17 protein-coding genes are annotated in these 17,003 nt (G+C 66.0%); 6 read left to right on the top strand and 11 right to left on the bottom strand.

The features are described 5' to 3' along the window. Positions 1-19: 19 nt before the first annotated feature. The 7 genes from asd to IP91_RS21610 form a co-directional block, all read right to left on the bottom strand. Positions 20-1,147: an aspartate-semialdehyde dehydrogenase gene (asd, locus tag IP91_RS21640; protein WP_145651847.1), complete on the bottom strand. Its 1,128-nt coding sequence runs from the start codon at positions 1,145-1,147 to the stop codon at positions 20-22. Between the two features lie 73 nt (positions 1,148-1,220). Continuing rightward, on the bottom strand, positions 1,221-2,294 hold the full coding sequence (gene leuB / locus IP91_RS21635) for a 3-isopropylmalate dehydrogenase (RefSeq protein WP_145651845.1): 1,074 nt from the start codon (positions 2,292-2,294) through the stop codon (positions 1,221-1,223). Positions 2,295-2,321: 27 nt separating this feature from the next. Further along, on the bottom strand, positions 2,322-2,969 hold the full coding sequence (gene leuD / locus IP91_RS21630; protein WP_145651842.1) for a 3-isopropylmalate dehydratase small subunit: 648 nt from the start codon (positions 2,967-2,969) through the stop codon (positions 2,322-2,324). A 44-nt stretch (positions 2,970-3,013) separates the two neighbouring features. Continuing rightward, positions 3,014-3,145, bottom strand: coding sequence for an entericidin A/B family lipoprotein (locus IP91_RS21625; RefSeq protein WP_145651840.1), 132 nt, complete (start codon positions 3,143-3,145; stop codon positions 3,014-3,016). Positions 3,146-3,233: 88 nt separating this feature from the next. Further along, positions 3,234-4,637: a 3-isopropylmalate dehydratase large subunit gene (leuC, locus tag IP91_RS21620; protein ID WP_145651936.1), complete on the bottom strand. Its 1,404-nt coding sequence runs from the start codon at positions 4,635-4,637 to the stop codon at positions 3,234-3,236. Positions 4,638-4,892: 255 nt separating this feature from the next. Then, positions 4,893-6,782, bottom strand: a complete 1,890-nt coding sequence (locus IP91_RS21615) for a chemotaxis protein CheA (RefSeq protein ID WP_145651838.1) — start codon at positions 6,780-6,782, stop codon at positions 4,893-4,895. After that, positions 6,782-7,639, bottom strand: coding sequence for a protein phosphatase CheZ (locus IP91_RS21610; RefSeq protein WP_145651835.1), 858 nt, complete (start codon positions 7,637-7,639; stop codon positions 6,782-6,784). Before IP91_RS21610 ends, IP91_RS21615 begins: the two co-directional genes overlap by 1 nt. A 363-nt stretch (positions 7,640-8,002) precedes the next feature. Here IP91_RS21610 and IP91_RS21605 point away from each other — a divergent pair, with 363 nt between their 5' ends. The 6 genes from IP91_RS21605 (at position 8,003) to IP91_RS21580 (ending at position 12,828) form a co-directional block, all read left to right on the top strand. Beyond that, the gene (locus IP91_RS21605) at positions 8,003-8,473 is read left to right on the top strand and encodes a universal stress protein (protein ID WP_145651833.1); all 471 of its coding nucleotides are present in this window, start codon (positions 8,003-8,005) and stop codon (positions 8,471-8,473) included. Between the two features lie 96 nt (positions 8,474-8,569). Then, the gene (locus IP91_RS21600) at positions 8,570-9,214 is read left to right on the top strand and encodes a response regulator (RefSeq protein ID WP_145651831.1); all 645 of its coding nucleotides are present in this window, start codon (positions 8,570-8,572) and stop codon (positions 9,212-9,214) included. Between the two features lie 630 nt (positions 9,215-9,844). After that, positions 9,845-10,666 carry a Crp/Fnr family transcriptional regulator gene (locus tag IP91_RS21595; protein WP_229474805.1) on the top strand — a complete coding sequence of 274 codons (822 nt, stop codon included), beginning with the start codon at positions 9,845-9,847 and terminating at the stop codon, positions 10,664-10,666. A gap of 315 nt (positions 10,667-10,981) precedes the next feature. Then, positions 10,982-11,167, top strand: coding sequence for a hemin uptake protein HemP (hemP, locus tag IP91_RS21590; RefSeq protein WP_145651829.1), 186 nt, complete (start codon positions 10,982-10,984; stop codon positions 11,165-11,167). 111 nt (positions 11,168-11,278) lie between these two features. Further along, positions 11,279-11,608, top strand: coding sequence for a hypothetical protein (locus IP91_RS21585; RefSeq protein WP_145651827.1), 330 nt, complete (start codon positions 11,279-11,281; stop codon positions 11,606-11,608). A gap of 2 nt (positions 11,609-11,610) precedes the next feature. Next, entirely contained in the window at positions 11,611-12,828 is a 1,218-nt protein-coding gene (locus IP91_RS21580) for a DUF2325 domain-containing protein (RefSeq protein ID WP_145651825.1), read from the top strand. A 241-nt stretch (positions 12,829-13,069) separates the two neighbouring features. Here the strand turns inward: IP91_RS21580 and IP91_RS26120 are convergent, their stop codons facing one another. The 4 genes from IP91_RS26120 to IP91_RS21560 are packed head-to-tail and all read right to left on the bottom strand — an operon-like array spanning position 13,070 to position 16,998. Then, positions 13,070-14,566, bottom strand: a complete 1,497-nt coding sequence (locus IP91_RS26120) for a flavodoxin domain-containing protein (RefSeq protein ID WP_158643186.1) — start codon at positions 14,564-14,566, stop codon at positions 13,070-13,072. A 22-nt stretch (positions 14,567-14,588) separates the two neighbouring features. Then, positions 14,589-15,587, bottom strand: a complete 999-nt coding sequence (locus IP91_RS21570; RefSeq protein WP_145651823.1) for an FAD:protein FMN transferase — start codon at positions 15,585-15,587, stop codon at positions 14,589-14,591. Beyond that, positions 15,587-16,459 (bottom strand): DUF4198 domain-containing protein, encoded by an 873-nt coding sequence (locus tag IP91_RS21565; RefSeq protein ID WP_145651821.1) that lies wholly within the window; start codon positions 16,457-16,459, stop codon positions 15,587-15,589. Before IP91_RS21565 ends, IP91_RS21570 begins: the two co-directional genes overlap by 1 nt. A gap of 23 nt (positions 16,460-16,482) precedes the next feature. Then, the gene (locus tag IP91_RS21560) at positions 16,483-16,998 is read right to left on the bottom strand and encodes a DUF2271 domain-containing protein (RefSeq protein ID WP_145651819.1); all 516 of its coding nucleotides are present in this window, start codon (positions 16,996-16,998) and stop codon (positions 16,483-16,485) included. Positions 16,999-17,003: the final 5 nt, after the last annotated feature.

Below are 17,003 nucleotides of genomic sequence, written 5' to 3'. Positions count from 1 at the left end.
TGCGTCGATGCGCGGGCGCTTACTTGTCCAGCACGATGCGCAGCATGCGGCGCAGCGGTTCCGCGGCGCCCCACAGCAGCTGGTCGCCGACGGTGAACGCGGAGATGTACTCCGGGCCCATCGACAGCTTGCGCACGCGGCCCACCGGGATCGTCAGGCTGCCCGTGACGGCGGCCGGCGTCAGGTCGCGCACCGACGCTTCGCGCGTGTTCGGCACGAACTTCACCCACTGGTTGTCGTTAGCGATGATGTCGTTGATCTCGTCCAGCGGCACATCCTGTTTCAGTTTGATTGTGAGAGCCTGCGAGTGGCAGCGCATCGCGCCGATGCGCACGCACAGGCCGTCGACGGGGATCGCCGCGGAGCCGAAGCCTTCGCCGCGGCCGAGGATCTTGTTGGTCTCGGCGCCGCCCTTCCACTCTTCCTTCGACTGGCCGTTGCCCAGGTCCTTGTCGATCCACGGGATCAGGTTGCCGGCCAGCGGCACGCCGAACTGCTTCGTTTCGTCCGCCGACAGGCCGTGCTGCGTGGCCAGCACCTGGCGGTCGATCTCGAGGATCGCGGAGGCCGGGTTGTCCAGCAGCGCTTTCACGGACTGGTTGATGGTGCCGAACTGCGTGAGCAGCTCGCGCATGTGCTGCGCGCCGCCGCCGGAAGCCGCCTGGTACGTCATCGACGTGGTCCACTCCACCAGGTCCTGCTTGAACAGGCCGCCCAGGCCCATCAGCATGCACGACACGGTGCAGTTCCCGCCGATGAAGTTCTTCACGCCCTTGGTGAGCGCATCCTTGATGACGTTCAGGTTGATCGGGTCCAGCACGATCACCGAGTCCTGCTCCATGCGCAGCGTGGACGCCGCGTCGATCCAGTAGCCGTTCCAGCCGGCCGCGCGCAGCTTCGGGAACACTTCGCCCGTGTAGTCGCCGCCCTGGCACGAGATGATGATCTCGCAGCGTTTCAGTTCGTCGATATTGGTGGCGTCCTTCAGCGTCGTTTCGTTCTTCGCATACTGTGGTGCCGCGCCGCCCGTGTTGGAGGTGGTGAAGAATACCGGCTCGATGAAGTTGAAATCGCCCTCTTCCTGCATGCGCTGCATCAGGACCGAACCCACCATGCCGCGCCAGCCTACCAGACCTACTAATTTCATTTGAATCCCCTTCGATGTTTTGGTTGTCCACGTTGAACGCGCGCCCGGCGGGTTCGGTGGACAACGATATTTTTTACTTCGCCAGCGCGGCCACGACCGCATCGCCCATCTGCTCGGTGCCCACTTTGGTGGTGCCGGCTTCGTGGATGTCCGGCGTGCGCAGGCCCTGTGCCAGCACGGCCTTGACGGCGTTCTCGATGCGCTCGGCCTGTTCGTCGCGGCCCAGCGAGAAGCGCAGCAGCATGGCGGCCGACAGGATGGTGGCCAGCGGATTGGCCACGCCCTTGCCGGCGATGTCCGGCGCCGAGCCGTGCGACGGTTCGTACAGGCCCTTGTTGTTGGCGTCCAGCGAAGCCGATGGCAGCATGCCGATCGAGCCGGTCAGCATCGCGGCCGCATCGGACAGGATGTCGCCGAACATATTGCCGGTGACGATCACGTCGAACTTCTTCGGCGCGCGCACCAGCTGCATGGCGGCGTTGTCGACATACATGTGGTCGAGCGCCACGTCCGGGTATTCCTTGTGGACGTCGGTGACGATGTCCTTCCAGAACTGGAACGTCTCCAGCACGTTGGCCTTGTCAACGCTGGTCAGGCGCTTGTCGCGCTTCTGCGCGGCCTGGAACGCCACGTGGGCGATGCGGCGGATTTCGCCTTCCGCATAGCGCATCGTGTCGAAGCCTTCGCGCTGGCCCTTGAACGGACCATCGGGACATTCGCGCACGCCGCGCGGCTGGCCGAAATAAATGTCGCCGGTCAGTTCGCGGATGATGAGGATGTCCAGGCCCGACACCACTTCGGGTTTCAGCGTGGACGCGCCGGCCAGTTCCGGATACAGGATCGCCGGACGCAGGTTGGCGAACAGGCCCAGGTTCTTGCGCAGGCCGAGGATGGCCTGTTCGGGCCGCAGCGGGCGGTCCAGCGTGTCGTACTTCCAGTCGCCGACGGCGCCGAACAGCACGGCGTCGGCCGCTTGCGCCAGTGCCAGCGTGGCCTCCGGCAGCGGATGGCCGGCCGCTTCGTAGCCGGCGCCACCGACCGGGGCCGTCTCCAGTTCGAACTGTTCGTCGAGGGCGTTCAGCACCTTGACGGCCTGGGCGACGATCTCGGGACCGATGCCGTCGCCGGGCAGGATTGCGATTTTCATTGTTTTCGTCTCAGATGATTCGGGTGACTAGATGCTGTTGGCCAGCCACGGCTGGCTGGCCAGATGGCGTTCCTCGAAGGCGCGGATGCTGTCGGCATGGCGCAAGGTCAGGCCGATGTCGTCGAGGCCGTTCATCAGGCAGTATTTGCGGAACGGGTCGATCTGGAAGGGGTAGGCGATCTTGCCATCCTGCGAGCGGATGAGCTGCTGTTCAAGGTCCACCACCAGGCGGTAGCCGGGGAAGGCCTTGACTTCGTCGAACAGATGGTCGATCTGCGCTTCGGTGAGAACGACCGGCAGCAGGCCGTTCTTGTAGCTGTTGTTGAAGAAGATGTCGGCAAAGCTGGGCGCGAGGATGGCGCGGAAGCCGTACTGGTCCAGGGCCCAGGGCGCGTGCTCGCGCGAGGAGCCGCAGCCGAAGTTCTTGCGGGTCAGGAGGATCGAGGCGCCCTGGTAGCGCGGCTGGTTCAGCACGAAGTCCGGATTGAGGGGACGGCGCTCGTTGTCCATGCCGGGTTCGCCGTGGTCCAGGTAGCGCCATTCGTCGAACAGGTTGGGGCCGAAGCCGGTGCGGCGGATCGATTTCAGGAACTGCTTCGGAATGATCGCGTCGGTATCGACGTTCGAGCGGTCGAGCGGGGCCACCAGGCCCTCGTAGATCGTAAATTTGTCCATGCTGCTCTCTCTGTGGAGCACGGCGCAGCGGCCGTGCCGCAAAATTATTTTCTGCCGGCGCCTTCGACGACCTGGCCGACCTTCTGCACATCCTTGCCGAAACCGGCAACGGTGTTGCAGCCCGTGAGGACGAGGGTGGCGAGGACGATGGCGGCGGCGAGGGCGCGGGTTTTCATGATGTCGGATGTCGGTGAATGATACTGCCCGGGCGCCACGCCAGGTCGGCATGGCGCGCCGGATAAGATGGCCCGCGGGCCGCGACGTTCAGCGGATCGCGCGAACGTCGACGAAATGGCCGGCGATGCCGGCGGCAGCGGCCATGGCCGGCGAGACCAGGTGGGTCCGGCCGCCCTGGCCCTGGCGGCCTTCGAAATTGCGGTTCGAGGTCGAGGCGCAGCGCTCGCCCGGATCGAGGCGGTCGGCATTCATCGCCAGGCACATCGAGCAGCCCGGTTCGCGCCACTCGAAGCCGGCGGCGCGGAAGATCGTGTCCAGGCCTTCGCGCTCGGCCTGCTCCTTCACCAGGCCGGAGCCGGGCACCACCATCGCCAGCTTCACGTTGGAAGCGCGCTGCTTGCCGCGCACCACGGCGGCCGCGGCGCGCAGGTCCTCGATGCGCGAGTTGGTGCAGGAACCGATGAACACCTTGTCGATGCGGATGTCCTCGATCGCCGTGTTCGGCGTGAGGCCCATGTACACCAGCGCCTTTTCCATGGCTTCGCGCTTGACGGCATCCTTTTCCAGGTCCGGGTCCGGCACGCGCGCATCGACCGACACGACCATCTCGGGCGAGGTGCCCCAGGTGACCTGCGGCTTGATCTGCGCGGCGTCGAGCGTGACGACGAGGTCGAACTTCGCGCCCGGCTCGGTATGCAGCGTGCGCCAGTACTCGACGGCGCGGTCCCAGTGCGGGCCCACCGGCGAGAAGGGACGGCCTTTGACGTAGTCGATCGTGGTCTGGTCGACGCCCACCATGCCGGCGCGCGCGCCCGCCTCGATCGCCATGTTACAGACCGTCATGCGGCCTTCCATCGACAGCGAACGGATCGTCGAGCCGGAGAATTCGATCGCGTAGCCCGTGCCGCCGGCCGTGCCGATGACGCCGATCACGGCCAGCACGATGTCCTTGGCGGTCACGCCGGCCGGCAGCGCGCCGTCGACCTGCACCAGCATCGATTTCGATTTCTTGGCCAGCAGCGTCTGCGTGGCCAGCACGTGTTCCACTTCGGAGGTGCCGATACCATGGGCCAGGCAGCCGAAGGCGCCGTGCGTGGACGTGTGCGAGTCGCCGCAGACGACCGTCATGCCGGGCAAGGTGGCGCCCTGCTCCGGGCCGATCACGTGCACGATGCCCTGGCGCTTGTCGTTCATGTTGAAGTACGTGACGCCGTACTCCCTGGTGTTCTTGTCGAGCGTTTCGACCTGCAGGCGCGAAACGGGATCCTCGATGCCGTGCGAGCGGTCGGTGGTGGGGACATTGTGGTCGGCCACGGCCAGGTTGGCGGACAGCCGCCAAGGCTGGCGGTGGGCGGCGCGCAGGCCGTCGAAGGCTTGCGGGCTGGTGACTTCATGCACGAGGTGGCGATCGATGTACAGGATGGCGGTGCCGTCTTCCTCCGTGCGAACCACATGGGATTCCCAGAGTTTGTCGTAAAGCGTCTTCATGATTGCTGCTTGCTGCCTGTGTGATAAAAGTTCCAATTGATTATGCCACAGTTTGTGCGCTGCAAAACAAGCCGACTTTCCGCCTCGTGGGCCACGGTCCCTTGCATCGGTGCTGCGCGCCTTGGGGCGCCGGTGTTGCATTAATGTTACAGATTCCGTTGCCAAAAATCGGGGACAGTCCCCGTTTTTTGGCAACAAAAAAACAAAAAGCCTGCGATTTGCGTCGCAGGCTTTTTGGTGACTAGCTTGGCAAACTGCTTATGCTGCCATGCGCACGCTGCTCCTGCAACCATCCATCAGGAAAGATAGGCCCACGACTAGGACGAGCTCGCCTTCGGCGGAGCGCGCCGTGCCCGTGACGCCATCCACTGCAATGGCGGTCAGCGGCTTGATGACGAGGTCGGCGGTGCCGTCGACGGCGCCCACGGCCAGGATATATGGCTGCGGTGCGTTGATGACGATGCCCACCCGTTCGGTCGACAGTTCGTAGCCCAGCGCATTGGCCAGCGAACGCACCGGCAGCGGCCGGCCCTGGTCCTTCAGCACCGGCGAACCGCCCACTTCCATGAACGTTTCCGGCAGCTCGACGACGCGCTCGACGACGGCCATCGGCAGCGCCAACAGCGCGTCCGAGGTCGACACCAGCATCGTCGGCACGATCGACAGCTCGATCGGCAGGCGGATGGCGAACTTGGTGCCCTTGCCCAGCGCGGACTCGATGTGGATCGCGCCGCGGTTCTTCTCGACGGCGGTCTTCACCACGTCCATGCCCACGCCGCGGCCGGACACCGACGACGCCACTTCCTTCGTCGAGAAGCCCGGCAGGAACACCAGCTGGTAGGACTCGTCGTCGGACATGTTCGCCGTCGGCGAGATCAGGCCCTTTTCGCCGGCCTTGCGGCGCAGCGCGACAGGGTCCATGCCCTTGCCGTCGTCCTGCAGCACGATCATCACGCTGTTGGCTTCCTGCCACGCTTTCAGCAGGATGGTCGATTTCGCACCCTTGCCGGCGGCCACGCGGGCTTCCGGACCTTCCACGCCATGGTCCAGCGCATTCCGCAGCATGTGCACCAGCGGGTCGTACAGCGAATCGACGACGACGCGGTCCACTTCCGTTTCCGCACCCTCGATGATCAGTTCGACTTCCTTGCCCAGGTCCTTGGCCAGCTCGCGCACCAGGCGCGGGAACTTCTGGAACAGGCGGCCGACCGGCTGCATGCGGGTGGCCAGCGTGGCGCGCTGCAGTTCGGTGGAGTAGCGCGAGGCGCGTTCCAGCGTTTCCGTCAGCGCCGACATCAGCGTGGCGGCCTGGCCTTCGAACTTGAACTGCTGCAGGCGTTCCAGCAGCACGGCGGCCTGGTTGGCGGCCTGCACGGATTCGCCGGCCACTTCCAGCAGCGCGTCGAGCTTGACGGCGTCGATGCGGATGCTTTCTTCCTTGGCCGGCGCGGCGTGCGCGGGCTTCTCGTCGCGGCGTTCCACGCCATCCCATTTCTTGCCGGAGGCGGCGTCCGCAGCCGGCGCGGCAGCCGCGGCTGCCGGTGCTGCCGTGGCCACGGGCGTGGCAACTGCGGCGGCGGGGGCGCTCACTGCCGGGGCCGAGCGAGTGTAGGTTCCCGGCGGTACCACCGCTTCGTACATCGATTCCCAGTCCAGGCCGTCGGCGGACGCGGTGTGCACGGCAGCAGGCGCGGCAGCAGCGACCGGTGCCGGCGCGGCCACGGGTGCCGGGGCAGGCTTGGCGGCCGGCTTCGACGAGGTTTCCTTGCCCTCGATGGCTTCGTTCAGGATCGCTTCCAGGTCGGCCGGCATCGGGCCCATGCTGTCCGGCGAGGCGCCGTTGTTCAGTTCAGCCAGCTGGTCGGCCACGAAGCCGGACGCCTGCAGCGCCGCCTCGATCGACAGCGGCGTGACGGGTGCTGCGCCGGTGCGCAGCGCGTCGAACAGGTTTTCCGTCAGGTGGCAGGCCGACACCAGGGCGCCCAGGTTCATGAAGCCCGCGCCACCCTTGATGGTGTGGAACGAGCGGAACACGGCGTTCAGCGTTTCCTTGTTGTCCGGGTCCCGTTCGAGGCGCAGCAGGTGCTCCTCGACATTGACCGCCAGGTCCATCGCCTCGACGACGAACTCCTTGAGCATATCGTCCATCAGAACCCCAGGTCGGCAAGCAGATCGTCCACATTGTCCTGGTTCAGCGCCACCGACGGGGCCGACGGGCCGCTCATCAGCTGCACTTCCAGGGCCTCTTTCTGCGCGATCTTCTCGCGCTTGTCGGCCGGTGCGTTATCCTTCAGCAGCTGGGCCAGCTCGGCCTCCACCGTCTTCGTGATGATCACCACTTTCTTGATCAGCTGGCCGGTGATGTCCTGGAAGTCCTGCGCCATCATGATTTCCAGCAGGCGCGCCTTTTCGGCTTCAGTGGCTTCCGACACGGCCTGCGCGAACGAGCGCGAGTCGCCGGCCAGCTTCTTGAATTCGTCGATGCTGAGCTTGCCGTCGAACAGCGCGGCCCAGCGGTCTTCCATTTCCTTCGACTTCTTCGACAGCACGTCCTGGGCCGGCATGCCGTCGTCCAGCGTGTTCAGCACCTTGTTGGCGGCCTGCTCGGTCAGCGTGGCCACGTATTCCAGGCGGTCCTGCGCGTCGTTGATCTGCGACGACGCCTCGGTCAGCGCCTTGTCGTAGCCCAGTTCGCGCAGCGAGTCGTGCAGCAGGCGGACGATGCCGCCCAGGCGTTCGAACATGGTGCCATCCTGCGGGGCCTCTTCGCCGTCCGCGGCCGGGGCAGTTGCGGCAGGGGCCGGCGCCGGGGCAGCGGCTACGGCCGGTGCCGGCGCGCTGGCCGGGGTGCTCTTGGACGAGATCTCGTCGAACAGGCTTTCCAGGTCGTCTTCGGCCGCCCCTGCCGGCGCGGGTGCGGGCGCAGGAGCGGGTGCGGGAGCGCTGGCGCGCTGCGCGGACACTTCCTCGAATAATGCGTCGAAATCATCAGCGGCGTCGGTCATTTCCCTGCTTCTCCATAATCAAAAATTGCTTCCGTCACACTGCCTGAAGTTCTGTCATGATGACGCTCGGCAATATTAACGCACTTTCGCGAGTGTAGCAGGGGGTCGCCTGCTTGTTCAATCGCGGCCTCTTCAAACGGGTGGCAGGGCAGGAAAACCCTCCCTTTGTGTTGTATTTGGGCGGCAAGTGTTTGTCTTAAACAAACATGTTTTCGAAGACAAGCTTGCGCCATACGGTGCTCTTTCTTGAGAAAGATCAATTCTTTACATCCAGACAAGGACTCGATTCGCGGCTACAATGCGAAATCCGCACCTACTGTTTTTCGCTGACAATTCGCTACGGTTCGTTACAGGGTGGCCGGCATGTATCGGAAGATTCTGATTACCACGGATGGTTCCACCGTGTCGCGCATGACGGCGTGCGCCGGCGTCGCGTTTGCCCAGCAGCTGGGCGCCGAGGTGCTGGCCCTGTTCGTCGCGCCGGAATACCAGTATCCCATTTATGTCGAAATCATTCCGCCCAGTTATCCGGGCGAAGAAGAATATCGGGCTGCAATGCGCCGCGCCGGCAGCGACCATGTCCAGTCGATCGTCGATTCATGTGCCAGAAAAGGGCTGCGCTGCGAAACGATGACGGCCTTTTCGGAAACGGCGGCATTGAAGATCGTGGAAATCGCCGGCCAAAAGGGCTGCGACCTGATATTCATGGGTTCACATGGCCGCAGCGGCTGGGGCCAGTTATTGCTGGGCAGCGTGACGAACAAGGTGCTGTCGCATTCGCCGATTCCCGTGCTGGTGCACCGCCTGCTGAAGGAACCCTTGCCGGATGAATAATGCAGAACAGCAGGCCGCCGGGCCGGCGCCGCGCGCCGCTGTCACGTTGGCGCGCGCGGTGGCAATTTCCGGCCCGCGCATAACCGAAACCACTTCATGATCAGAATTGTCATTGCGGACGACCACACCATCATGCGCGAAGGGCTCAAGCGCATTCTCGATGGCGCACCCGATATCGATATCGTCGGCGAAGCGGTGGATGGCTTCGAGGTATTGCGACACGTGCGCCAGGGCGGTTTCGACCTGCTGCTGCTCGACCTGTCGATGCCGGGGCGCAGCGGCGTGGACCTGATCCGCCAGATCCGTGGCGAGGCGCCGAAGCTGAACGTGCTGATCCTCACGATGCACGAAGAGGAACAGTATGCGGTGCGCGCCATCCGCGCCGGCGCGCAGGGCTATCTCACCAAGGAAAGCGCCGGCACGCAGCTGGTGGGCGCGATCCGCAAGGTCGCTTCCGGTCGCCCCTACATCAGCACCGAGGTCGCCGAGCAGCTGGCACTGAATATCATGATGCCCAACGAAAGCCTGCTCCACAAGCAGCTGTCGGACCGCGAATTCGAGGTTTTCTCGCTACTGGTTTCCGGCAAGTCGATTACCGAAATCGCCAATGGCCTGCACCTTTCCGTAAAAACCGTCAGCACGCATAAAACCCGCATCATGCAGAAAATGGGAATGACATCGTTGTCGGAAATGGTGCAATACGCCGTTGCCCACAAGTTACTCTCGCCTTTCAAAAGCTGATTAACTTCGGCGCCTGTTTCTTTTATCCTCCTTAATGCGTTCGGTGGGTAGGAAAAGTCCTACAGATTGTCGCTAGCTCCTACGCGTACATTCAGCCATTGCCGATACCCATCCCCCTGCCTCGTTGGCATACTGAAACCATTCCGCCACTTCCTGCCCGATCCCCAAGGAAAGCTGCACCGGATCCGGCAAAGATCAAGATCGACAGACTCGGGTCGATTTAAAAATCGGAAGTTAACCGGGGCACGGAAGCGGGCTCCAGGCCGGGCGGTTGAAAAGCTGGCACCCACACGGCTCGCAACAAAACCGGCATTCGAGTAATCGTCGCAACGGGAAATGAAACCCGATTCATCCGGGTTCAAAAAAGCACCAGAGACATTCGGGCTCGAAACAACTGTCCTGCAATTCGAAGTTTCCAGTTCCAACCGTTTCAGCTTTGCAGATTCTGTCTCGTATTAAAAGCTGCTCGCTACCGTTGCTGCCCTTGCCGGAAACACCGGTCGGTATCCAGCTTCAGAACACCGCCGTCCACCGACGTTCCGAACGATGACCTGAAACCAGGAGATAAGCATGCTCCCAACGCAAATGTCCGAAGCGCGGGCCGCCGCACCCGCCGCCCAATCGCCTGCCATGGAGGCCGGGCGCCAGCGCCAGGGGCGCCTGTGGTCGAACCTGAAGGAAGTGTGCGACCTGCTGCACATTCCGGCCGCCTGCTCCGTGAATGCCGAAGAACTGCTGTTCCAGCACGTGCAGTTCAAGACCGGCCAGCGCATCCACACGATCGGCCAGCCGTTCGATACGCTGTACATCGTCAATTCCGGCTTCCTGAAAACCGTGCTGATCGATGAATTCGGCAACGAACAGGTGCTCAGCTTCCCGATGAAGGGCGACATGCTGGGCGTGGACGGCATCCACAGCCGCCACTACGCCTCCGAAGCCGTCGCGCTGTCCGACTGCGACCTGATCCTGCTGCCGTTCAAGAAGCTGACGGCGCTGGGCCGCGTGCACCTGGAACTGGAAAACATGATGTACGGCGTGATGAGCCGCGAGCTGGTGCGCGAGCAGGCCATGATCGGCATGCTGGGCGCGCTCAGTGCCGAGGCCCGCGTGGCCCGCTTCCTTGTCTCGCTGGCGGACCGCTTCGCGCAGATGGGCTATTCGAGCAAGCTGTTCAACCTGCGCATGACGCGCCATGAAATCGGCAGCTACCTGGGCCTCACGCTGGAAACGGTGAGCCGCACGCTGTCCGCCTTCAACGAGATCGGCCTGATCACCGTCGACCAGCGCACCATCGGCATCAAGGATGCGGAAGCCCTGAAAACATTGCGCCGCCTGCCGCCCTCCCGCTCGCGCAGCAAGTCGCCAGCGAACCGCAAGGCCGCCGCCGATGCCGCCGCGGCTGCCGCCACCGCCACACCAACGCCGCCCATCCAGCTGGTGGCCGCCGTCTGACATCACCGTTCCGAACCCAGCTTGGGCCCGCTTCGGCGGGCCTTTTTTTATCTTCGACTGCCGGATTCGTGTCCCGGGGCCAGGCACCGTGACACTGCAGTGCCGGACGCCGTGAGATCCGTCGAGCTCGTGTCCTGGTGCCAGGCACCGGGGCAGGCAACGAGACAACGACATCTGCCGAGCTCGTGTCCTGGTGCCTGGCACCAGGACACGAGCCGCGACGTGCCGTGCCACGCCCGGCAGCAAGAAATCGCTTGCATTTCCGGCAGCCCTGCCGAATAATGCAAATGCGAATCATTCTTATTTGAGGACATCATGCAGACCCCAGCCAACCAGTCCGTCCAGCAAGCACAGGGATCCCGGCAATCGCAGCCTGCCGCCGTCCGCCGCCTCACCACCGCCGGCCTGATGCAGGACCAGCGCGAAGTGGAGATCGAACACGCCGGCCGCATCTATCGCCTGCGCATCACCCAGCTGAACAAGCTGATCCTCACCGCCTGAACGGCTTGCCCGAGACTGCGTTGCCAGGGATTGCGCACGGCGCAGCATCCGCAACGTCTCACCACCCTCCCCAGCCAGCCGTCGCCAGCTGATCATGTCCAGGAGTATCCGATGGCTGTCGACCCTAACGATCCAATCTACCTCGCCCCTACTGCGGGCACCCAGCACCCGGAGCTGATGCTGTCCGCCGTGCTGCACCTGATGTCGCACTACACGGCCGATGGCAAGGGCTGCGTGAAGCTGGCCTCCGTCATCGAACGGCACCTGAAGGCGCTGGCGGCGCTGCCCGGCTTGTCGCCGGTGCTGTCGGCCACCTGCCAGCAGTTGTCCGAGCAATGGGCGGGCGTGGTGGAGCGCACGATGCCGCGGCCGCAGAAGAAGGACGACGGCTTCCTGGCGCGCCTGATGCACCGCAGCCGTCCCACCGCGCAGGTGGTGTGAACATGTGCGATAAGCATCCGTTCATCGCGCCGCAGGAGGCGCAGACATCGCGGCGGCGCCGCATCTGGGAACTGGCGCATACCTGCCACTGCCCGCTGGTGGGCGTCTCGCTGCCGCTGGCCACGCTGCGCAAGCTGGTGGGCAAGGTCACCGGCGGCACCATCCTGGCCGACGATTACGAGATCCATGTGGGCGCCGTGAGTGAATGCGGCACGCGCAACCGCCTCTCGGAGGCCCTGCAGAAGGAATTGGAACGCCGTTATGCGGCCGTGGTCCAGCGCTTCCGCGCGGCGCGCACCACCGAGGGCGTGGCCGAACTGTGGCAGGCCGCAGTGGCGGGCGGCGACGTGGCCGGCGCCTTCTGGGCCGGCCTCACCCACCCGCGCTGCGCCCAGGAGCTGGAAGAAAAAATGTGCCGCGACCTGCACATGATCCAGCACCAGGCCGGCGCCTGCGCACGGGCCGACATCCACCGCTTCAACGCCGTGGTGGAAGAGAATGGCCAATTGACCCGCGAGCTGTCGCGCGTGCAGAAGCGCAACGCGGCCATGCAGCTGGAGCACACGGCCGAGCAGGACCGGCATGCCGCCGCGCTGATGCAGCTGCGCGCCCAGCTGGTGGGACGGGACAGCGTCATCGATTCGCTGCGCCAGGAGCTGGAAGGACTGCGTGCCTCGATTCCCGGCCTGCCGGCGCGCGAACGGCTGGCGCAACGGCTCGAACAGATGGAAGAGCGCGAACAGATGCTGCGCGACCAGGTGATCGACCTGCGCCGCGCGTTGACACAAAGCGTGGCGCAAAGCATGGCGCAAAACGCCGCACTGGCCGATGCCGCGGCCGCCCATGAAGACAGCACGCCGGCCGCCCCGGCCCCCATCGAACATGTGATGCGCATGCCGGTGAGCCTGACCGAGCGCAGCATCCTGTGCGTGGGCGGGCGCAACGGCAACGTGGCCAGCTACCGCGCCGTGATCGAGCGGGCCGGCGGCCAGTTCGCGCATCACGACGGCGGCCTGGAAGACAATGCCGGCCGCCTGGAAGCAAGCCTCGCCGCCGCGGACATGGTGATCTGCCAGACCGGCTGCATCAGCCACAGTGCGTACTGGCGCGTGAAGGACTTCTGCAAGCGCACCGGCAAGCGCTGCGTGTTCATCGAGAATCCCAGTGTCTCCAGCCTGCAGCGCGGCCTCGAGGAACTGGCGCCCGATGCACTGACCTGACGAAGGCCGCCCCCCTTACCTCCCGGTTCCGCCCTCGTGGAACCTTTCTCCAGCCCCGTTCCCCCGGGGCTTTTTTTTTGCGCGGCTCCACGGCCGGTGAAAATGCAGGCCCAGCAACCATTGCCATGACGGTGGGTGCCACAGGCCGAGGTGACAACGCGCCGTTCGTTGGTGTCGTGGCCCTGGCCCTGTCACGGTACTGCCCCCCGGACAGAGCACGCCCCGGCAGGGCCCGCGGCCGTCAGTACACGTCGCGGCGATAGCGGCCAGCGCTGGCCAGCGCGTCGACGGCGGCATCGCCCAGGAGGTCCCGCAGCGTGCGGTCGACGCCGCCGGCCATGCCTTCCAGGCTGCCGCACACATAGACGGCGGCACCGTCATTGATCCAGGCCCGCAATTCGTCGCCGGCCTGCCGCAGCACATCCTGCACGTATAGACGCTCGGGCTGGTCGCGCGAGAACGCCAGGTCCACGCGCGCCAGCAGGCCTTCCTGCTGCCAAGCTGCCAGCTCCTCGCCGTAATGGAAATCGTGTGCCCGGTTGCGCTCGCCGAACAGCAGCCAGTTGCGGCCCTGCCCCGCTGCCACGCGGGCGCGGAGGTGGCCGCGCAGGCCGGCAATGCCGCTGCCGTTGCCGATCAAGATCAGCGGCTGCGTGGCATTGTCTTCCAGGCGGAAGCGGCGGTGCTGTCGCAGCCGCAGCGGCACGAGTCCCCCGACTCCGGCCTGCTCGCACAGCCAGCCCGATGCCACGCCCGTGCTGCCGTCGGCATGCCGCAGCAGCCGCACCAGCAGGTGCAGGCGGCCATCGGCAGGGATTGACGCAATCGAATACTCGCGTGGCCGGTCCGGCTCGGCGGCCGGCGCCACCTGCACCAGGTCGCCGGACTGCCATGCCGGCAACCGGCCAGGAGGCTGCAGTGATTCTCGTCCCTGCGGCTCGCCCGTCGCCGATCGACGCAACTTCGCAGATTGCGATACCGAACCGACAGAAGCCGCTTCGGTGAATGCCGCTTCGCGCGGCGCGGGGCCGACCGGTACCTCCTCGTCTGCCAGCCCGTCCGGCTCCAGTTCAAGATGATAGACCGGTGCCCCGGCACTGCCCGGATTGAGCAGCCGCCGCGCGGCCAGCCGCCACGGGGTGAAAGCGGGAGCTTCCCAGTCCGGCGCATCGCTGGTGCCGGCCATGTGGCTCAGGTGCTGGCGCCAGGGCGCGATATCGGCCGTGGCGCCGCGGTCGACGTCCACGCGGGGGAACAGCGGCTGCGCGCCCTGCGCCGCCAGCCACGCATCGAGGGCGCGGCCGAAGCCGCAGAAGTGGGCATAGCTGCTGTCGCCCAGCGCCAGCACGGCGTAGTGCAGCCGCGGCAGCGGCAGGTCGCGCGTCATCAGCTTGCCGGCAAAGCTGGCGCCGCCATCGGGCGCATCGCCCTCGCCATAGGTGCTGGCGATGAACAGCGCGCGCTCGGCGCCCTGCAGGGCCGCCGCATCCAAGTCGGACAGTTCGCACAGGCGCACGGCGATGCCGGCCAGCCGCAAGGTGGCGGCGGTCTGCTGCGCCAGCTCCTCGCCGATGCCGGTCTGGCTGGCGTAGGCCACGATCCAGCCGCCCGCCGCCACCGCGCCGGCATTGGCGCGCCGGTGCCGCCAGTGCCGCCACGGGATCAGGCAGATGGCACCGTAGGCAACGCAGCAGGCGCCTGCCAGCGCCAGCCGGCCCAGCTCATTGGTAACGATCATGAGTGAGGTTCGTTCAGGATGTTCATGCCGCGTCGAGCATCGCCCGCATCGGCGCACTCAGATGTTCACGCAGCCCGCCAGTCGTGCGTTCGACGAAGCGGGCCGCCATGCCGCGCCGCTCGGCCAGCGCCAGGCCCGCCTCGGGGCCCAGCACCGTCAGCGCGGTGGACCACGCATCGCAGGCCATGCAGCTCTCCGCGACGACGGTGACGGAGGCCAGCCCATTGGCGATCGGCTGGCCGGAACGGGGATCGATCGTGTGCGGATAGCGGCGCGCGCCATCCTCGAAATAACGGCGGTAGTCGCCGGACGTGGCGACGGCCAGCCCATGCAGCGCCAGCACGATGCCGCCGTCATCCCCTGCCTCGCCGGGCTGCTCCAGCGCCACCCACCATGGCTGGTGATCCGGCTTGATACCGGCACCGCGCAATTCACCCCCCACTTCCACGACATAGTGCTGCAGCCCCTGCCCTTCCAGCCAGCGCGCCAGGCAATCGACGCCGTACCCTTTGGCGACGGCGGACAGGTCCAGCTGCACGCCGCCCGGCTGCAGGGCGCTGCGGCTGGCCTGGTCGAGTTTGACGCGCGCGACCGGCAGCGCCGCGTGCGCCTGTTCCGGCGAAGGCGGCACGAACCCCGGCGCGTCGTGGCGATTGACGGGGCCGAAGCCCCACAGGTTGACGAGCGCGCCGGCACAGGGATCGCAGGCGCCTGCACTATCGCGGCACACCTCCAGCGCGTAGGCCAGCACGGCGTAGAAGGCCGGCGGCAATGCCTGCCAGGTGCCGGCCGGCGCGCGGTTGAAGCGGCCCAGGTCCGAACCGGCTTCCCAGTGGCTCATCTGCGCCACCACGTCATCGAGCTGTGCCTGCAAGCCCGGCTGCAGGTCGGGGCCCGCCGCCGCCTGGGCGACGCGCACCGACCAGCTCGTGCCCATGCTGGCGCCGCCGTAGTCGCGCACGACCGCCCCGGCGGGCGGCGCTGCAGGCGAGATCCGGTGCGGCAGCAGGACCCGGCGCATTACTCGGGCAGCACTTCCACCGTGGCCGCGTAGGTCACGCGGCGCGCCGGCTGCTGGGGCGGCTGGCCGGCCGGACGTGCCTGCCCCTGCCCGCCCTGTGCACCCGGACCGCCAGGACCCGCGCCCTCGCCCCGCGCCTGCACCGGCCAGGCCGCGGAGACGAGATACATGCCGGCGGCCGGGATCGTGAACGTGATCTCGCCCTTGGCATCCGTGCTCTGGCGCGTCTCGTTCAGCGTGCCGCGGTAGCGCACGCCGCCCGGGATCAGGCTGAACGGCAGGTTGGCGGCCGGCTGGCCGTCGAGCAGGAAGCGCCAGGTGGCTTTCTCGCCCGCGCGCAGCTCGTTGGGGTGCGTGACGGGCACCAGTTCCAGGCCGGTGCCGGTCGGCTTCAGCACGGCGGTATCCGGTTCGTTGGCAGTGACGAACGTCTCCAGGCGCGAGGTGGTGCGCGTCACGCGCAGTTCCTCGGCATTGGCCGGCACTTCCTTCCTGAACGTTTCCTCGGTGCCGCGGAAGCGCTTCGTCTCGCCGCCGGCCTTGTAGCTGGCCATCACGTTCTGGTTCACCAGCGCGATGCGGTAGGTGCCGGACCTGGCCATCTTCACGTCGAAGGTGTTGCGCAGCTTGCCGTTCGAGACGTTTTCCGGCGTGACGCTGGCGCCGTCCGGCCCCGTGATGGTCAGGCCATCCAGGCGCAGCGGCACGTGGTCGATGTCGAACAGGCCTTCGGAGACGGCGGCGTCCACGGTGACCCAGGCTTCCTTCGCCTCCACGACGGTGGACGACGGCAGGATCCACGGCTTGTGCGCCTGCGCGCCAAAGGCGGCGCCGGCCAGAGCCAGGGCCACCAGAGCTTTGGGGAGTGTCATCGGCAGTGTCATCATTTTCATCCTCACGATTTGACCGTCACGACGACATTGCCCAGTTCTTCCTTGCCCTTGGCGGAGAACTCCTGCGTGCCTTTCACGGGCCAGGTGACGGGCACCTTGACCAGTTCGCGGCCGCCGGCCTCGCGGGCCACTTCCACCACCACCGTGTACTGGCCGGCCGGCAGCTTGTTCAGCGCATCCTTCGCCACCGGGAACGTCAGCGTGTGGTCGCCCGGTGCGCGGGTCGCGCCGCTGACGCCATCGAGCGGCATCGCCACGTCGCGCCCGCTCTTGCGCCACCACTGGCGCATGTCCTTCAGCCACTTGGTGCCGGCATTGTCGCGCTTCTTCATGTCGTACAGCACGGCCAGGTTGGTGACGACCTTCTGGTCGCCGTTTTCCAGCCAGGCGGCGATGTAGGGCTTGTGGTACTCGGCCACGTTGAGCTGCGGGATCTCGAGTTTCAGGGCCAGGTCGGCCGCCATCGCCTGCGCGCCGGCCAGCGGAAGGGCCAGCGCGATGGAGTAGCGTAATTTCATGGATA

It is taken from the genome of Pseudoduganella lurida, from assembly GCF_007830455.1.
GTDB classification, from domain to species: Bacteria; Pseudomonadota; Gammaproteobacteria; order Burkholderiales; family Burkholderiaceae_D; genus Rugamonas; species Rugamonas lurida.
The sequence above is the reverse complement of the archived record's forward strand: the minus strand, read 5'-3'. Positions and strand labels throughout refer to the sequence as shown.

Coding starts and splice junctions, on each gene's coding strand:
- asd (WP_145651847.1), bottom strand. CDS start 1,147: ATGAAATTAGTAGGTCTGGTAGGCTGGCGCGGCATGGTGGGTTCGGTC.
- leuB (WP_145651845.1), bottom strand. CDS start 2,294: ATGAAAATCGCAATCCTGCCCGGCGACGGCATCGGTCCCGAGATCGTC.
- leuD (WP_145651842.1), bottom strand. CDS start 2,969: ATGGACAAATTTACGATCTACGAGGGCCTGGTGGCCCCGCTCGACCGC.
- IP91_RS21625 (WP_145651840.1), bottom strand. CDS start 3,145: ATGAAAACCCGCGCCCTCGCCGCCGCCATCGTCCTCGCCACCCTCGTC.
- IP91_RS21615 (WP_145651838.1), bottom strand. CDS start 6,782: ATGGACGATATGCTCAAGGAGTTCGTCGTCGAGGCGATGGACCTGGCG.
- IP91_RS21610 (WP_145651835.1), bottom strand. CDS start 7,639: ATGACCGACGCCGCTGATGATTTCGACGCATTATTCGAGGAAGTGTCC.
- IP91_RS21605 (WP_145651833.1), top strand. CDS start 8,003: ATGTATCGGAAGATTCTGATTACCACGGATGGTTCCACCGTGTCGCGC.
- IP91_RS21600 (WP_145651831.1), top strand. CDS start 8,570: ATGATCAGAATTGTCATTGCGGACGACCACACCATCATGCGCGAAGGG.
- IP91_RS21595 (WP_229474805.1), top strand. CDS start 9,845: ATGGAGGCCGGGCGCCAGCGCCAGGGGCGCCTGTGGTCGAACCTGAAG.
- hemP (WP_145651829.1), top strand. CDS start 10,982: ATGCAGACCCCAGCCAACCAGTCCGTCCAGCAAGCACAGGGATCCCGG.
- IP91_RS21585 (WP_145651827.1), top strand. CDS start 11,279: ATGGCTGTCGACCCTAACGATCCAATCTACCTCGCCCCTACTGCGGGC.
- IP91_RS21580 (WP_145651825.1), top strand. CDS start 11,611: ATGTGCGATAAGCATCCGTTCATCGCGCCGCAGGAGGCGCAGACATCG.
- IP91_RS26120 (WP_158643186.1), bottom strand. CDS start 14,566: ATGATCGTTACCAATGAGCTGGGCCGGCTGGCGCTGGCAGGCGCCTGC.
- IP91_RS21570 (WP_145651823.1), bottom strand. CDS start 15,587: ATGCGCCGGGTCCTGCTGCCGCACCGGATCTCGCCTGCAGCGCCGCCC.
- IP91_RS21565 (WP_145651821.1), bottom strand. CDS start 16,459: ATGACACTCCCCAAAGCTCTGGTGGCCCTGGCTCTGGCCGGCGCCGCC.
- IP91_RS21560 (WP_145651819.1), bottom strand. CDS start 16,998: ATGAAATTACGCTACTCCATCGCGCTGGCCCTTCCGCTGGCCGGCGCG.